This window comes from Sphingobacterium sp. HJSM2_6, from assembly GCF_049316305.1.
In the GTDB taxonomy this organism is placed as follows: Bacteria; Bacteroidota; Bacteroidia; order Sphingobacteriales; family Sphingobacteriaceae; genus Sphingobacterium.
In genome coordinates, this window is the sequence record NZ_JBMOXB010000001.1 from 149857 (window position 1) to 165786 (window position 15930).

A 15930-nucleotide genomic window follows, 5' to 3' on the forward strand; every position below is an offset into this window, starting at 1 on the left:
AACAGCCTATTTTTGGATTACAGTCCGAAAGAATAAGCAAAGTACGATAAGAAAAATATAAGTCCTTCAATTTTAATAAAATTCGAATAACAATTTTTTATGCATTATGTTTTGTAATTTATTTTCATTATGTATTTTTTTTATACCTTTGCGATTCTTGGTAAAATATTATTAAGCTTAAAAAAACAGTATAAAACCATAATTTATTACGATTAGACAATGAGTAAAGGGCTGATTAAATTTTTGGTGATAGTGGTTTCCCTAGCGTGCCTCTACTCCTTATCATTCACTTTTGTAACACGTAAAGTAGAAAAAGATGCTGCAGCATATGCGAATGGCGATATGGCAAAAGAAAAAGCCTATCTAGATTCAATTGCAAGCGAGAATGTGTACAACCTAGGAATTGCAAAATTCACTTACCGCGAAGCGAAAGCTAATGAATTAGCTTTAGGCCTTGACTTGAAAGGTGGAATGAACGTAACCATGGAAATTTCCTTGGATGAGTTGATTTCTAACTTAGCAAACAATCCTAAAGATGCTAACTTCAATAAAGCATTAGCTACAGCGATTCAAAAGAGCAAAACCAACAACACTTCTTTAATAGATTTGTTTATCAATGAATATAAAGCGACAGGGGCTGGAACTCCTATAGCTTCATTTTTTGCGACTAAGGATAACTCTTCAGCGATTCAGGCTACCAGTTCTGAAGCTGCAGTAAAAAGCTTCTTACAATTAGAAGCAGACAATGCCATTCAAAACTCGTATAAAGTTTTACGTACTCGTATAGATAAGTTCGGCGTTGCATCCCCAAACATCCAAATTCAACAAGGAACTAACCGTATCTTAATTGAATTACCGGGTGTTAATGATCAAGAGCGTGTACGCAAATTATTACAAGGTTCCGCAAAATTAGAATTTTATGAAACCTATAATAATTCGCAAATCTATTCTTTGCTAGAAAACATTAATAATATTTTATCGACGACCTTAAAGTCTTCTTCTACAGCTCCAGCAGTAATTGATTCTACAGCACAAACTGTAGCTACCGCTGATACTGCTAAGAAAGAAGAAAACCTATTGGCGAATTTAGGAGCTAACAAAGGTTCAGCTGACTCAAATGCTCAAACAGACTTAGCAGCTGAAGCTAACGCACCACTTTTCACTGTATTAAGACCCGCAGTGGCTCCAGGTCAAAACGGTCAACTTCAATTGATAAATGGCCCTATGGTAGGGCAAGCACATTTGAAAGATACAGCAAAAGTAAACGCCTATTTAGCTCGTCCTGAAATAAAATCAATTATCCCTAGCAATTTAAAATTATTGTGGGCGGTAAAACCTGATAATCAAACAAAAGATCAATTAACTCTTTATGCGATCAAAACTACTGGCTCTGATAATACCTCCGTATTAACAGGTGATGTAATTATTGATGCGCGTCCAGGTACTGATCCAACAACCAACAGCCCTATCGTATCGATGGATATGAATGCTGAAGGTGGAAATCAATGGCGTCGTATAACAGCAAGAGCTGCACAAAACAAAGATGCTATCGCGATCGTATTAGATAATGTAGTTTATTCTGCACCATCTGTAAGTGATGAAATTTCAGGAGGTAGTTCCCAAATTTCAGGAAACTTTACTTTTGAAGACACGAAAGATTTAGCGAACGTTTTAAAAGCAGGTCGTTTACCTACAACAGCTAAAATCGTAGAAGAAGCAATTGTTGGTCCTTCATTAGGACAAGTAGCCATCGACTCTGGTGTAAACTCTGCTGTATTCAGTATCATCATTGTAATGGCATTTATGATTGCTTATTACAACCGTGCTGGTATCGCAGCTAATATTGCTGTAATCTTCAACGTATTTTTCTTAATGGGTGTACTTGCATCATTAAATGCAGTATTAACCCTGCCAGGTATTGCAGGTATCGTATTGACAATGGGTACTGCTGTGGATGCCAACGTACTAATCTACGAGCGTATGCGTGAAGAGATGGGCTTAGGGAAATCCATGCGTAAAGTTGTAGAAGATGGTTACAAGCATGCCATGCCTTCCATCTTAGACTCACAAATCACTACATTCTTAGTAGGTTTAATCCTATTCTTTACAGGTAGTGGTCCTATCCAAGGTTTTGCGACTACATTGATGATCGGTATTGTGACTTCATTGTTCACAGCAATTTTCATCACTCGTTTGATTTTTGAATACATGTTGGATAAAGACATCAAAATCTCTGTCGCTTTCCCATGGTCAAATCACACGTTGAAAAACGCTAATTTTGCATTCATCAAGAAAAGAAAGCTTGCTTATACAATTTCATTCATTGCAATCATTATTTCTATCGCTTCTATCGCCATTAAAGGTTTCTCTTATGGGGTAGATTTCCAAGGTGGACGTACATACACTGTTCGTTATGATCAACCTGTTAATCCAGAAGATTTACGTCAAAACCTAGATGATGTATTTGGAACAACTACCGAAGTAAAAACATTCGGAAATGAGAGTCAATTGAAAATCACGACTTCGTACCATATTGAAGAAACTAGTGATGAAGCTGATAAAGAAGTATTAGCCAAATTAAATGAAGGACTATCAAAAACGGAAGGTGCTAAATACGAGATTCTATCTCAACAGAAAGTAGGACCTACCATTGCGAGCGATATTAGAGATCGTGCTATCTATGCTTCTATCCTATCTATCCTTGTTATTGCAGCCTATATTTTAGTCCGTTTCCATAAATGGCATTACTCTGCTGGTGCGGCAATTGCAACTATCCACGATGGTATCATCTTATTAGGATTGTTCTCTATATTGGATGGCCTAGTACCATTCTCTTTAGATATTGACCAACACTTTGTGGCAGCTATTCTTACTGTTCTTGGTTATTCCGTAAATGATACAGTAGTAGTATTTGACAGATTACGTGAATACTTGAAAAAACCTAATGCACATAAAGAAGATATGGGTGTAACGATTACTAAAGCAATCAACTCTACGTTAAGCCGTACAGTAATTACTTCCTTAACCGTTATTTTCGTATTAGCTGTATTATTCATATTTGGTGGTGAAGTTATCCGTGGATTCTCCTTCGCTATCTTAATTGGTATTGTTGTAGCAACCTATTCGTCCATCTTCTTAGCAGCACCTGCTATTTATGATTTGAGTGGCGGAAAACACTTAGCTGCTGATCCTTCCATTGAAGAGAAAAAACAAGCAAAAGTAGTAACTCCTTAATTTAAGGATACAGTATAAAAGACAAAGCCTCGATCAATGATCGAGGCTTTGTCTTTTATACGAGTAATTGAGTCTTTTAAAATTTAGGTATTTTCATTGTCTTACCATTCTTTAATGCCGATTGATGCGCTATAATACCCGGAACACTTAGGTTTAGAGACAAGCTCACATCAAGCCAAGGCTTTTTATTTTCCAGTATACAACCAATAAAATCATGCGTCAATTGACCATGCGAACCACCATGACCTCCCGCAGGAACAGCAGCAGGGAGCACTGGTCTACGTAGGTCAGGCAAGGACTTTAAATGTCCTTGATACTTTCCAGCACGCGAATACGAACCTAACTCCCCACGAATACGTCCCTCCTCAGCAAAAGGTCCTTGCGTATCGTTGGTATACATCATACGAGAAATAGCTCCATCGGCAGTCTTGAATATGGCCACCTCCGTACCAAATCTATTCTTATATTTATTCTTACCTTCTTTCAGATAGGCCAAATGACTTACCCTACCAAAACAAGAAACCTCCGAATAAGCGCCGTTAGTTACCGCAAGATGGTACGCGGTAGCATGTGTTAAATAATACATTGGAGGCATGCCATCCCTCCAACCTAAGTAAGAAGGAATACCCACGGGCTTGTAATGAAAATACTCCCCTTCCGAATACACTATTTTACCGAACCCACCTGCATCATATAGCTTTTTCATAGCATACAAATCCTCTCGGTAACAAGATGTTTCAAACATCATATACACCTTCTTGCTGTTCTCCACAGCCTCTTTCAATTCATAAGCCTCTTCCACCTTATCAAACACAGCAGGGACAGCGACAGCGACATGTTTCCCGTGTTTCAAGGCAAGGATAGCATGGCGAGCATGATTGGGAGCATCCGTCGCGATAAAAACGGCTTCGATCTGATCATCCTTAACCATTTCTTCGAGAGATGCGTATTTTTTTGCACATTTAACATGCTGAGATAGTGCTTCACATCGTTCAGGGATAATATCACTTACAGCGACAATCTCCACATTGGGATGATCTTGAAAGCCAAAATCTGCAGAGAATTTAGAGAATCCATACCCAACTAGACCGACTTTAACCTTCCGATCTCCCCAATGTCCAACATGCAAATCGATTAATCCAGTGCCTGCATGCGCCATGGACAACTCATTAAAAACAGGTAAGGACAGCGTACCTAAACCCAGTTGTTGTAAAAATTTTCTTCGTGTAGTCATGTTTTATCATCGATTTAATTTACAAACAGACGCTTCATACGTAGAGGTATCTTATCGGCTTATAATTACTATATTTCTAAATACCTTTTCAAAAAGCTATCTCAACTTCTAAAATATTAAGATTGTTAGAAAAAGTTTTTAATCCATTTATCTTCCATTAAAACTATTTTAATCAATCCTTTTGCTACTCAATTTATTTCGAAATTCCGAAGGCGTAAACTTGGTGAATTTCTTAAAATTCTTATTAAAAGATGTAAAATTATTGAAGCCAGCATGGAATGCTATTTTAGAGATATCTAATGGTTCGTTCATTAACAATTCACAAGCAAATCCGATTCTAATTTCATTAACAAAATTGGAAAAGGTTTTATTGGTTTTTTGTTTAAAATATTTACAAAATGCCGGCGGAGTCATAAAAGCGATATCCGCAACTTCTTCCAACGTAATCTTGTTCGTGAAGTTCTCCATCACATATTTATATATTTTGTTAATTTTTTCAATATGTTCCCCTTCATCACTATAAGTATAAAACACAGAACTCAAGTAATCAAATTGAGGGATCTCTGAAAGTTCTTTCAGTATCTGAAGCATGAGGATTAAACTTTCAATACCAGGATTTGCACGAACAAGAGCCTTCATTAATAAGTGAATGTTGGTATGTTGCTTATCAAATACTTTTATACCTCTCTTCAAATGCGAAAACAACGTTTTAATTCGCGCAAATTCAACCGCATTAAACACTTGTTGATCAAACCAAAGGGGTAAAAAATAAACAACTATTGCATGAACCGACTGATCCTTGGTAATAATATGATGCTTTGCCTCGGTATAAGTCGCATGCGGCATAAAAGGAGGCATGATCGTGAGGTCTAAATCCGTAAAATGGTTAACAGAATCGCCAACAATTCTACGCCCATGCCCTTTTACGATAAAAGCAATTTCATAGGCATTATGAAAATGTAACTGGTCACTTATAAATTCCTCTTGAATTTCTTTTACATGGATACCATTTTTCAACAAAGATTGAACATCAAAAAGAGATGGTTTCATAGGTTAAAGTACACTTGAATAAAAGTTTAAATTGATTGATTGTGAAATACTTCTATAAGTTAAGGATTAAACTCCTTTCTATACCATGATTAGCATCTAAAATGCGATTATAACAGCATCTTTACTATTGCATAAGCTAGTTGATCGTGCATGAAGTGTTAAAATAAAGAGCGGCCTTGTAAAAAACTCAATCCTAAAAGCTAATACCTAAAGATTGTTTCCCTAAATGATAGTTTTAATGTCATGTTCTATAATAATGGTTTTCATGCTCAGGCAAAATCTTTATTTTTTAGTAATTTTGGTGTATAATTACACAATATGAGAACAAAATTTGTCATCCCATTAGTAGGATTATTTTTGGCTAGCGCAGCAATCAGCTGTAATAATCAGGAAAAGAAAGTAGAAAACAGTCCCAGCACGGAGACTGCTACTAACGACCCACATGCAGGTCATGATCATTCCGCTGAAGAAGCACATACAGAAGCTCCGCAAGCTCCAGAAACTGTTAAAGCCGCTGCACTTAGTATCCCTGAATTCACCTTCTTTAAAGTCAAGTCGGGAATATCTTTTAGTAAAGTAGATATCCCTTCTGGAAAAAACACTGTTTTTGTATTGTTTGATCCTTCATGCAATCATTGCCAACATGAGGCTACTGATTTAGGCAAAAACTACGACAAAATCAAAAATGTGAATGTATTATATGTTTCCATGAATGATCCAGCCTTAATGGTTAGTTTTTTTCAAAATTTCGGCAAGGAATTAGATGGTAAATCCAATATAGAAATGTTGTACGATCGTAACCAAGAGTTTGTACAGCGATTTCATATCCCTAAAATGTTCCCTGCAAACTATGTTTACGGACCTGACGGAAAATTAAAAACCTATTGGGAAGGCGAAAAAAATATCAATGAAGTAATTGCGGCATTCAATCAATGATAAATATAGCTATCAATGGCTTTGGTCGCATCGGTAGACATACCTTACGCAATTTACGATTACGTCAATTAAAGAATGTACAAGTAGTTGCTATCAATGATTTAGCCGATGCGGCAACTTTAGCTCATCTATTTAAATATGATTCAGTACATGGGCCTTATTCAGGCGAAGTTGGTCATGATCAAAATCATTTATTTATTGATGGACAATCCATACTCATCTGCAATCAGAAGAACCCAGCAGACCTGCCATGGAAAGCATTGAACGTAGACCTTGTGGTCGAATCAACAGGGTTATTTACTAACAAAGAACAGGCCGAGAAGCACCTCTTTGCAGGAGCAAAACAAGTCATCATTTCTGCCCCATCACCTGATAAAGAAATCCCAACCGTAGTTTTAGGCATCAATGACTTGGATTTTGACTTTGAGACCCCTATTTTCTCCAATGCATCTTGTACCACAAATAATGTGGCACCATTAATTAAGATCTTAGATGAAAACTGGGGAATACAAGATGGTTATATCACTACCGTGCATTCGATGACTGGAGATCAAAATCTTCATGATGCCCCACATCGGGATTTAAGAAGATCCCGAGCAGCTTCCGCATCCATCATCCCGACCAGCACAGGTGCTGCGAAAGCAATTACGAACGTATTCAAACATCTAGATGGTAAGTTGGGGGGAGCAGGAATTCGGGTACCCGTACTCAATGGTTCCCTAACTGATTTTACCTGTACCTTGGCGAAGAAAACGACCGTAGCAGAAATCAATCAAAAATTTAAAGAAGCCGCCGAAGGTAATTTGAAAAATGTACTTTCCTATACTGAAGACCCTATTGTATCCATTGATATCATAAACAATCCGTACTCCTGTGTTTTTGATTCGGAATTAACCAGTATTGTAGGTGGATTAGTGAAGGTCGTGGGTTGGTATGATAATGAGTTCGGATATTCTAATCGTTTGGTTGATTTACTAAAAATACGTTCCGAATCATGATTAGGTTTATACAAATCCAAGATACCTTAGCTTTAAGGTCTGCAGTGTTGCAATCGGGAAAACCAGAGCAACAATGCATTAATCCCGAGGATTTGAAACTTGATACTTTTCATTTGGGTTATTTTGATGAACAAAATCTACTACAAGCCGTATTAACTTGCCAACAGACTAATCACCCGAAATTACCTCATACTGGCTATCGTCTACGTGGTATGGCCACACATCCAGATGCGCGGAGAAAAGGCTATGCACGAGAATTACTCCAAGCGGCTATAACACATATAGCTACGCAATTGCATGCCGACTACCTCTGGTTTAACGCGCGCGAAGTTGCATATCCCTTTTATGAAAGTTTAGGATTCGCCTATATGTCTGATGAATTTGATATACCCGGCATTGGTGCACATAAAGAAATGTTTATGCAGTTTTAATTTAGTTACAATTCGGATAGGCGCTTTCCCTCCTGCTGTTTATTTCGCTGTTGTTTAGATTGACCGATTTCCTGCTGTCTATAAATACTGTGTTGACCACTCATAAAATAAGCAACCACACAAGATATCCCTATAAATATTCCACACTCCACACCGAACAGCTCCATCGCCATCAAACAACAAGCGATTGGCGTATTACTAGCACCAGCAAAAACGGAAACGAATCCCATACCCGCCAATAAACCCATAGGCAAAGGAATGATTAACCCCAAGGCATTTCCTAAGGTCGCTCCAATAAAAAACAGTGGAGTTACCTCTCCCCCTTTAAATCCAGCAGCTATCGTCAGTATGGTCAACAAGGCTTTAATCAAGAAATCATAGGCCGGCAATTGCTGTTCAAAGGAAGCGACAATAGTGGGTATACCTAAACCAATATATTTAGTCGTACCCATACAAAAAACGATCAATGCCACAACAATCCCCCCAATAAAAGGTCTAAATGGAGGATAAGAAATGTTAGCTTTAAACACTTCACCCAACTTAAATACCCCTTGACTAAAGAATCTTGCGCAAATACCAAAGCATATTCCAGCCAGTATTACATAAAAAATGGAAAGAAAACTTAATGATGGAATAACATCAATATGGTAATGAGTATGAGGAACATGCCAACATTTAACAATCAAATCAGCAAAAACGGCTGTCAAAATCGCTGGAAATAACGCCAAATAATTGATCTTGCCAACGCGAAAAAATTCCATCGCAAAAAATGCTCCTGCTATTGGCGTACCGAATACTGATCCAAATCCTCCAGCTACAGCAGCTATCAGTAGTATTTTACGATCAATAGCTTTGAGTTTCAGTGGAGCCGTAATCTGTACAGCTATGGAGCTAGCCATTTGCAATGCAGTTCCCTCTCGACCAGCAGAACCTCCAAATAGATGAGTAACAAGCGTCCCTAAATACACCCAAATTCCCATCCGAAGAGGAATGTGTTGACTTGGCTTATGAATTTGATCAATAATTAAATTATTTCCGGCTTCTACGTCCTTTCCATAATAATGATACAACAAGCCTATAGCCAAACCCGCTAAGGGAAGAAAACCTATTAAATACGGATGTAGTTCTCGGTAATCGGTGACCCATTGTAGGGAATATAAAAAGCCAGCAGAAGCCGATCCAATCGCTAAGCTTATGCCTAAACTGATGCATATCCATTTGACCAAATAAGGAAATGTAGGGTTATTTCGAAAAAATACGTTAACCCTCATTCGTATTCCACGAAAATGATTAGGATTTTTCAACTTGACCATATATCACCTGAATAACATTCATTTTAGGTATTTAACCAGGTGTCATCAGCTTTTAATAGCGGTTGGGTAAGGAAGTACACCATTTCCTTGATCGATCTCTTCTAAAAATATAAAATTTATTGTAATCCCTCAAATACGCCTAATCCAAATAAGGCAAAATCATACTTTACAGGATCTAAAGGATCAAAATCTTTCAAGTTTTCTGTTAATTCGATAGCCGTTTTCCAATTTACTTTTTCCGACTGTATCAATCCAAATTTTCGCCCTACTCGTTCCACATGTACATCACAGGGGCAAATTAAATCCTTAGGTTGAATCCTGGTCCATATCCCAAAGTCTACTCCTCGATTATCCTTCCTGACCATCCAACGCATAAACATATTCAATCGTTTACAGGTGGATTTTTGGAATGGAGAACTGACATGCTTTTTCGTTCTTAAGGGAAAATCTGCTAAAGAAAAGAAATACGCTTTAAAATTATTTAAGGCAATTTCCATTGTTTCAAATTTTTCAGATGGCGAAATTAAAAACGCATCTTCTAAAGATTCGAACCGTTGGTAGTGATAGTTAAAAAAAGATATAAAGTACAATAAATCGGTATCATTGAAAGTTCTATGCTTAAAACCTAACAGCTGTTTAAGATCTTGGTCTTGATGGTTTAAGATAAAATCGTGGGGAGCTCCATCCATTCGATCGATCAATTCATTGCATTTATTGATGATGGTTTTTCGTTGTCCCCAAGCTAAAATACTCGCTATGAAACCCATAATTTCAATATCTTGTTTTTTATGAAATTGATGTGGAATGCAAATTGGGTCATGCGGAATAAAATCGGGTTGATTGTATTCCAAATATTTTTTATCTAGAAAATCTTTTATCGATAGATCCATAGCGCAAACATAAAAAAAGCAACCGAAGTTGCTTTGTTATTTTTTATTAAGAATTAATAGCTTTCCAAATGAGGTCTTTCAGCGGAGTTATATTTTTCCCAGCTATGGAAGAAATAAACAAATATGGAATTCCTTTGGGAACTTGTTCAGACATTTCCTGCTCCAACTGTTCATCAAGCATATCCGATTTGGTAATGGCTAATAATTTCGGTTTATCCAACAATTCCGGATTATAGGCTGTTAGTTCCTTCCATAGAATCTCGTATTCTTCCGCTATCGTGCGATCCGTATCTGCGGGAACCATAAATAGCAACACAGAGTTTCGTTCGATATGACGTAAAAAACGATGACCTAAACCTTTTCCTTCAGAAGCACCTTCAATAATTCCCGGAATATCAGCCATCACAAAAGATTTATTATCGCGGTAGCTAACGATTCCTAAATTTGGCACTATTGTCGTGAACGGATAATCTGCAATTTCAGGTTTTGCAGCAGATAAGACAGATAATAAGGTTGATTTTCCTGCATTAGGAAACCCTACCAATCCGACATCAGCCAATACCTTCAATTCCAAAATCACCCATTCTTCTTTTCCAGGTAAACCCGGTTGAGCAAAACGAGGTGTCTGTACGGTTGAAGATTTAAAATGCCAGTTTCCTAAACCACCTTTTCCACCTGGAGTTAATATTTTAGTTTGGCCATCTTCAGTAATTTCGAACAAGATTTCTCCCGTATCAGCATCTTTTGCAACTGTTCCTAATGGTACTTCCAAGATTTCATCTCTTCCAGTAGCACCTGTACGTAATGCACTACCACCAGACTCTCCATTATCGGCAATAATATGCTTCCTGTATTTTAGATGCAGTAAAGTCCAATGTTGGGAAGAACCTTTCAATATAATATGGCCACCTCTACCTCCATCTCCACCATCAGGACCTCCTTTTGCAGTATGCTTGTCGCGATGAAGATGTGCTGATCCAGCACCACCATGACCTGAACGACAACATACTTTTACATAATCCACAAAATTAGACCCTTGCGCCATATTTCCCTTGTTCTATTTATTACTATTAATAACGATCGATAACGGCACTTAACTCCGCAAAAATTGCTTCGATATCGCCGATACCATTTACTTTGCTTAATTTCCCTTGATTCTCGTAATAAGGTAATACATGAATTGTCTTACCAAAATACTCCTCAATGCGCTTTTTTAATTTATCTGCAGCATCATCAGCACGACCAGATATTTCTTGACGTTTAGCGATACGTTGTGTTAACTCTTGTTCATCAACATCCAATGCAATAACACCTGTAATTCCCGTATTGTTCGATTCCAAAAAGGCATCCAATGCTTCTGCTTGAGCTACAGTTCTTGGAAAGCCATCAAAAATGAAGCCTTTAGCATCCTTATTGCTTTGAATTTCTTCCTCTAACATCGCAATAGTAATCGAATCTGGCACTAAGTTACCATCAGCAATAATCTGACTAACTTGTTTACCTAATTCCGTTTGATTACTAATGTGCGAACGGAAAATATCGCCAGTAGAAATGTGGTGAAGACCATACTTCTCAATTAATTTAGCGGACTGAGTTCCCTTTCCTGCTCCTGGAGGCCCGAATAATACAAGGTTTAGCATAATTTGAGTATTTTTATTGTTGATGATAAAAAACAAAAGCCTAATCTCTTACAAGATTAGGCTCATTTATGTGCGCTCAAAGGGAGTCGAACCCCTAACCTTCTGATCCGTAGTCAGATGCTCTATCCAATTAAGCTATGAGCGCGATAACCATTACTCCACGACATATGCCCTTTCTGTTTTGGTGTTGCAAATATAAGGAAATAAATATCCAAGCAAAACTTTTTTTTCAAAATTCATGAAACTCCCTAAAGATAAATGAGATAGTTTTTCAATTCTACTTTAGAAAACACAAGTCTTTAACGTCATTGCTTACCATCGTATTTTGTAGGCACCTTCAATGGATCTTCTTCGCTCCCACTCGGGTCTCTTCCGACGAATGTCCGAAAGAGATCCGAAGAAGATGCGCAAGAGAGAAATGTGGCAAGGATGAAAATTCCAAAAATTTGGGCGAGCAATTGAACCCCTAGTTTACCATCCCCTCGAACAAGGTATCAACTCCGTGCAGCCAAAGGCAGGAGAATCTAAGAGTTAGCGTATATCAAGGAGACAGGACTGAACGAATCCATAAACGTAAAGAATAGCAGTGTGCAGGAAATTCCAATAAGTCAATATGGCTTGGATTAAAGATCATTGGAAATCATCCATAGCATACTTCTCGTTTCATTAATTAGAACTTTCAACAAAACACGGCTTAATTATTGCACAAGTTATTGCGGGTAACATGTTCGGTAAATAAAAAAAATGGGAGTTTGGGTAGCCAGAAAACAGCAAAAATTTAAATGATGTGCGCTCAAAGGGAGTCGAACCCCTAACCTTCTGATCCGTAGTCAGATGCTCTATCCAATTAAGCTATGAGCGCATACTGCTTGAACTATTGTTCTTTTCAGTGGCGCAAATATCGATACTTTTTTAAACTTTATCAACGGTTTTGGCAATTTTTCAATAAAATAAAACAATATTTTGCTTACTGTATTGATATCTATATATTTAAATTATGGCAGAGAGAATTATTAAAAGCAGCAAAATCCGAATTGGCGATATTAGCATTGCTTATCACATCAAAAAAGCTACAGAAAATCCAAATAAAACGATCATTTTTCTTCACGGATTTCCATTTAACAAAAACATGTGGAAAGAACAGCTGGAAAGTTTGGAAGATGATATCACAGGAATCGCTGTGGACATTCGGGGACATGGAAATAGTACGAAAGGACATGGCTTTTTTTCAATAGATGTATTTGCCAAAGATCTAGGCATATTTATGCGAAAAATGGAGATTGAACAAGCTGTCATCTGTGGCATATCCATGGGAGGATATATCGCTTTAAGAGCTTTTCAACTGTTTTCGGATAGAATAAGTGGATTAATCCTATGCGATACCCATAGCAAGGCCGACGATAATCAAGGAAAGCAAAAGAGGTTTGATGGAATTCAAGCAGTATTACAACACGGCCGTAGACCTTATGCCATTGGCTTTGTAGGAAATGTATTCGCTCCAAAAACATTAAATCAAAATCCAGAAGCTGTAGAATTAATTAAAAGCAGTATCCGTAGAAATAGTATTACTTCCATTTGTGCAACTTTGCTAGCATTAGCCTCGCGCACAGATTGTTCTGAAACTTTAGGAGATATTCATGTGCCTACATTGATTATACGCGGTAAAGAAGATAAAATCACGCCAGCAGCACTCATGGAAGAGATGGCTGCAGCGATTCCGCAATCAAAATATATGGAATTCGAAGACTGTGGTCATCTACCAAATTTGGAAAATCCGAAACTATTTAACTTACAAATGAACAAATTCCTAGTCGGCATATAATCCAAGGATAATAGATGCTACATCATTCATTTGTCGATGATTTAGCATTTTTTTTAACTGGTGCTCTTGGAATATTTTTTTCGGTAATTATCCCTCCTGCTTCAATTAAGGAGGATGCTTTGTCGTAATCCCAAATGCCTGCAATATTATGCGGTACATCCAACAAATAATCTGGTTTCCACAATTCAACAGCCATATAGGAAAGTCTTCTTCGCATTAATAAGTATGCCTCCTGTAGTATGCCCAATGAATTGAGGCTTTTATCAAATGCCAAAGGTCCAAATTTCGGATCAGGCTTGCCATCCAGATTCACTGCAATGATGATATTTCTTCGTTTCCTTTTAACATAATTGATAGGTAAAGGGTTGATCACCCCTCCATCGACCAGGTAAGATTTATCAGACTCTATACTGGTAAACACTGCGGGTATAGCAATCGATGCACGGATCGCTTTATAGACACTTCCAGATTCAAAAAGCACCTCACACTCATTCTTCAAATCGGTAGCAATAATGCGTAAAGGGATCCGTAAGTCCTCTAAGTTTTTATCTGGAAAAATATCTTTTAAATTATCAAAGACTCGCTCTCCTTTTAACAGACCAAATTTCGGATTGGTAAAATCCATTAGGCGAAATACTTGACGTTTCGTAATACTTCGCATCCAATCTTCCAATGCATCCAAACGTTCTTCTACATAAGCAGCCCCAATTAAAGATCCTATGGAACAACCAACTACTTCATCAATTTCATAGCCTAATTCTTCTAATTTTCGGATTACTCCGATTTGGACTAAACCACGTGCACCACCACTTCCTAAGACTAAGGAGACTTTGCGTTTACTTTTAATAAAGTTCATGACTAAAGATAAAACTAATTTTCATTCTGCTCAAATGTCATTTTTTCGTCTAAAAATAAAATAAATGTTACAACATTTAGATATCGTTGTTACTTTTGCTAACACTGTTAACAAAAAGAGGAAAATGAGTGTTTCACAACGTAAATTAAGGCAGCAACAAGAATTAAAAAATCAAATTATTGACTGCTCTCGCATTATCGTCAACGAAGAGGGTTGGTCTGCACTTTCGATCCGAAGAATTGCGGATGCGATAGAATATTCCGTTCCTGTAATTTATAAACACTTTGAAAATAAAGAAGCAATTACCTCCTTTTTTGTTAATGAAGGGTTTGAATTATTGCTTCTAAAAATTCAAACACACATAAATTCAGCAAAAACCGCCTCAGAAAAGCTGCATGCATTGGCAAAAGGATACCATGAATTTGCGTTAACTCATCCCAAACATTACGAAGTCATGTTTGGAATTGGGATTCCGACATGCGAACATGCGCAATCCAACGAAACAATAAAAAACTTATCTGAACTTTTCCGCAGGCTGATAGCTGAGTTGGTACAAGAAAGTGGCAAAGATACCATAGACCAGCTCCTTAAATTTAAAACCCTATGGTCTATCCTGCATGGAGTGATTGCCTTTGAATTGCTTGCACTCGATAAAAAAAATGAAAAGTGTCCCGGCCTTATTTTAGAAGATGCTGTGGATGGTTTTATTACTTCCATTTTAAAATAAAATAAAAAATAATACATTAAATTTTAGATTACATGAGATTACTAGAAGATTTACAATGGCGATACGCAACCAAGAAAATGAATGGTACTAGCGTAGATCAAGAGAAAATTGACAAAATCATTGAAGCCGCACGCTTAGCCCCTACTTCCTCTGGACTTCAACCATTTCGCATTATTGAAATTAAAAACGCAGAATTAAAAGCCAAAATACAGCCTATTGCTTTTGGTCAAACACAAATTACGGATAGCTCCCATTTATTGGTATTTGCTGCCTATGATGAATATAGTACCGAACGTATCGAGCGTAGTTTTAAACAGCAAGAAGTAGAAAGAAACCTTCCTGCAGGCTTTGCTGATGATTATAAAAACATGCTGATAGCTAGCTTTAACAGCAAAACTAAAGAAGAACACTTTGATCATGCCGCTAGACAAGCGTATATCGCATTTGGCTTAGCCATTGCTGCTGCTGCTGAATTAAAAGTAGACAGCACACCAATGGAAGGTTTTAATAACAGCCAACTCGATGAACTATTAGGCTTAGCGCAGCTGGGCTTACGCTCTGTGACCATACTAGCTTTAGGAAATAGAGATGAACAACAAGATTGGTTAGTGAGCTTGAAAAAAGTTCGGGTATTAAAAGATGAATTTGTGATTCAATTAAATTAAGCACATTTTCAACCCTAAGTTATCAGGAGGTTAATTATTAACCTCCTTTTTTTTGGATTATAGGGTAATGGAGATTACTGATTTAAGAACGACAACTGCCTTTAATAGCCTGAAATAAATTGGAAGCATGGAAT

Annotated in this window: 14 protein-coding genes, 2 tRNA genes and 1 riboswitch; of the genes, 7 read left to right on the forward strand and 9 right to left on the reverse strand. The window is 37.3% G+C overall.

Features of this window, described 5'->3' with window-relative positions; genetic code table 11:
- Positions 1–219: 219 nt before the first annotated feature.
- Positions 220–3234: a protein translocase subunit SecDF gene (gene secDF, locus ACFRAE_RS00630; RefSeq protein WP_422795177.1), complete on the forward strand. Its 3015-nt coding sequence runs from the start codon at positions 220–222 to the stop codon at positions 3232–3234.
- 76 nt (positions 3235–3310) lie between these two features.
- On the opposite strand, the gene ACFRAE_RS00635 is transcribed toward secDF, so the two are convergent.
- Both ACFRAE_RS00635 and ACFRAE_RS00640 read right to left on the reverse strand, forming a co-directional pair.
- Positions 3311–4468: a Gfo/Idh/MocA family protein gene (locus ACFRAE_RS00635; protein WP_422795178.1), complete on the reverse strand. Its 1158-nt coding sequence runs from the start codon at positions 4466–4468 to the stop codon at positions 3311–3313.
- A 168-nt stretch (positions 4469–4636) separates the two neighbouring features.
- Positions 4637–5518 (reverse strand): helix-turn-helix domain-containing protein, encoded by an 882-nt coding sequence (locus ACFRAE_RS00640; RefSeq protein ID WP_422795179.1) that lies wholly within the window; start codon positions 5516–5518, stop codon positions 4637–4639.
- A 318-nt stretch (positions 5519–5836) separates the two neighbouring features.
- Between ACFRAE_RS00640 and ACFRAE_RS00645 the strand changes: the two genes are divergently transcribed.
- The 3 genes from ACFRAE_RS00645 to ACFRAE_RS00655 are packed head-to-tail and all read left to right on the forward strand — an operon-like array spanning position 5837 to position 7883.
- Positions 5837–6454, forward strand: coding sequence for a peroxiredoxin family protein (locus tag ACFRAE_RS00645; RefSeq protein ID WP_422795180.1), 618 nt, complete (start codon positions 5837–5839; stop codon positions 6452–6454).
- Positions 6451–7452 (forward strand): type I glyceraldehyde-3-phosphate dehydrogenase, encoded by a 1002-nt coding sequence (gap, locus tag ACFRAE_RS00650; protein ID WP_422795181.1) that lies wholly within the window; start codon positions 6451–6453, stop codon positions 7450–7452. The genes ACFRAE_RS00645 and gap overlap by 4 nt, the downstream gene beginning before the upstream one ends.
- Positions 7449–7883, forward strand: a complete 435-nt coding sequence (locus ACFRAE_RS00655; protein ID WP_422795182.1) for a GNAT family N-acetyltransferase — start codon at positions 7449–7451, stop codon at positions 7881–7883. Before gap ends, ACFRAE_RS00655 begins: the two co-directional genes overlap by 4 nt.
- A gap of 5 nt (positions 7884–7888) precedes the next feature.
- On the opposite strand, the gene ACFRAE_RS00660 is transcribed toward ACFRAE_RS00655, so the two are convergent.
- From ACFRAE_RS00660 to ACFRAE_RS00685, 6 genes are all read right to left on the reverse strand, one after another.
- Entirely contained in the window at positions 7889–9154 is a 1266-nt protein-coding gene (locus ACFRAE_RS00660) for a voltage-gated chloride channel family protein (protein WP_422795183.1), read from the reverse strand.
- Positions 9155–9225: 71 nt separating this feature from the next.
- Positions 9226–9292: riboswitch (Fluoride riboswitch) on the reverse strand.
- Between the two features lie 20 nt (positions 9293–9312).
- A complete protein-coding gene (locus tag ACFRAE_RS00665) occupies positions 9313–10086 on the reverse strand; it encodes a TIGR02757 family protein (RefSeq protein WP_422795184.1) in 774 nt (257 codons plus the stop codon).
- A gap of 46 nt (positions 10087–10132) precedes the next feature.
- Positions 10133–11131, reverse strand: coding sequence for a GTPase ObgE (obgE, locus tag ACFRAE_RS00670; protein WP_422795185.1), 999 nt, complete (start codon positions 11129–11131; stop codon positions 10133–10135).
- 25 nt (positions 11132–11156) lie between these two features.
- Positions 11157–11726 (reverse strand): adenylate kinase, encoded by a 570-nt coding sequence (locus ACFRAE_RS00675; RefSeq protein WP_422795186.1) that lies wholly within the window; start codon positions 11724–11726, stop codon positions 11157–11159.
- Positions 11727–11797: 71 nt separating this feature from the next.
- A tRNA-Arg gene (locus tag ACFRAE_RS00680) sits at positions 11798–11871 on the reverse strand.
- A 643-nt stretch (positions 11872–12514) separates the two neighbouring features.
- Positions 12515–12588 (reverse strand) — tRNA-Arg (locus ACFRAE_RS00685).
- Between the two features lie 135 nt (positions 12589–12723).
- Here ACFRAE_RS00685 and ACFRAE_RS00690 point away from each other — a divergent pair.
- On the forward strand, positions 12724–13548 hold the full coding sequence (locus ACFRAE_RS00690; protein ID WP_422795187.1) for an alpha/beta fold hydrolase: 825 nt from the start codon (positions 12724–12726) through the stop codon (positions 13546–13548).
- A gap of 22 nt (positions 13549–13570) precedes the next feature.
- Here ACFRAE_RS00690 and ACFRAE_RS00695 read toward each other — a convergent pair whose 3' ends face one another.
- Positions 13571–14404 carry a patatin-like phospholipase family protein gene (locus ACFRAE_RS00695; RefSeq protein ID WP_422795188.1) on the reverse strand — a complete coding sequence of 278 codons (834 nt, stop codon included), beginning with the start codon at positions 14402–14404 and terminating at the stop codon, positions 13571–13573.
- Positions 14405–14468: 64 nt separating this feature from the next.
- Here ACFRAE_RS00695 and ACFRAE_RS00700 point away from each other — a divergent pair, with 64 nt between their 5' ends.
- Positions 14469–15131 carry a TetR/AcrR family transcriptional regulator gene (locus ACFRAE_RS00700; RefSeq protein WP_422795189.1) on the forward strand — a complete coding sequence of 221 codons (663 nt, stop codon included), beginning with the start codon at positions 14469–14471 and terminating at the stop codon, positions 15129–15131.
- A gap of 32 nt (positions 15132–15163) precedes the next feature.
- Positions 15164–15796 (forward strand): nitroreductase family protein, encoded by a 633-nt coding sequence (locus ACFRAE_RS00705; protein WP_422795190.1) that lies wholly within the window; start codon positions 15164–15166, stop codon positions 15794–15796.
- Positions 15797–15930 lie beyond the last annotated feature (134 nt).

Excerpts from the sequence above, each read along its gene's own strand:
- obgE (WP_422795185.1), bottom strand. The coding sequence starts at position 11,131 with ATGGCGCAAGGGTCTAATTTTGTGGATTATGTAAAAGTATGTTGTCGT.
- ACFRAE_RS00700 (WP_422795189.1), top strand. The coding sequence starts at position 14,469 with ATGTTACAACATTTAGATATCGTTGTTACTTTTGCTAACACTGTTAAC.
- ACFRAE_RS00695 (WP_422795188.1), bottom strand. The coding sequence starts at position 14,404 with ATGAACTTTATTAAAAGTAAACGCAAAGTCTCCTTAGTCTTAGGAAGT.
- gap (WP_422795181.1), top strand. The coding sequence starts at position 6,451 with ATGATAAATATAGCTATCAATGGCTTTGGTCGCATCGGTAGACATACC.
- ACFRAE_RS00660 (WP_422795183.1), bottom strand. The coding sequence starts at position 9,154 with ATGAGGGTTAACGTATTTTTTCGAAATAACCCTACATTTCCTTATTTG.
- ACFRAE_RS00640 (WP_422795179.1), bottom strand. The coding sequence starts at position 5,518 with ATGAAACCATCTCTTTTTGATGTTCAATCTTTGTTGAAAAATGGTATC.
- secDF (WP_422795177.1), top strand. The coding sequence starts at position 220 with ATGAGTAAAGGGCTGATTAAATTTTTGGTGATAGTGGTTTCCCTAGCG.
- ACFRAE_RS00675 (WP_422795186.1), bottom strand. The coding sequence starts at position 11,726 with ATGCTAAACCTTGTATTATTCGGGCCTCCAGGAGCAGGAAAGGGAACT.
- ACFRAE_RS00690 (WP_422795187.1), top strand. The coding sequence starts at position 12,724 with ATGGCAGAGAGAATTATTAAAAGCAGCAAAATCCGAATTGGCGATATT.
- ACFRAE_RS00665 (WP_422795184.1), bottom strand. The coding sequence starts at position 10,086 with ATGGATCTATCGATAAAAGATTTTCTAGATAAAAAATATTTGGAATAC.
- ACFRAE_RS00635 (WP_422795178.1), bottom strand. The coding sequence starts at position 4,468 with ATGACTACACGAAGAAAATTTTTACAACAACTGGGTTTAGGTACGCTG.
- ACFRAE_RS00655 (WP_422795182.1), top strand. The coding sequence starts at position 7,449 with ATGATTAGGTTTATACAAATCCAAGATACCTTAGCTTTAAGGTCTGCA.
- ACFRAE_RS00705 (WP_422795190.1), top strand. The coding sequence starts at position 15,164 with ATGAGATTACTAGAAGATTTACAATGGCGATACGCAACCAAGAAAATG.
- ACFRAE_RS00645 (WP_422795180.1), top strand. The coding sequence starts at position 5,837 with ATGAGAACAAAATTTGTCATCCCATTAGTAGGATTATTTTTGGCTAGC.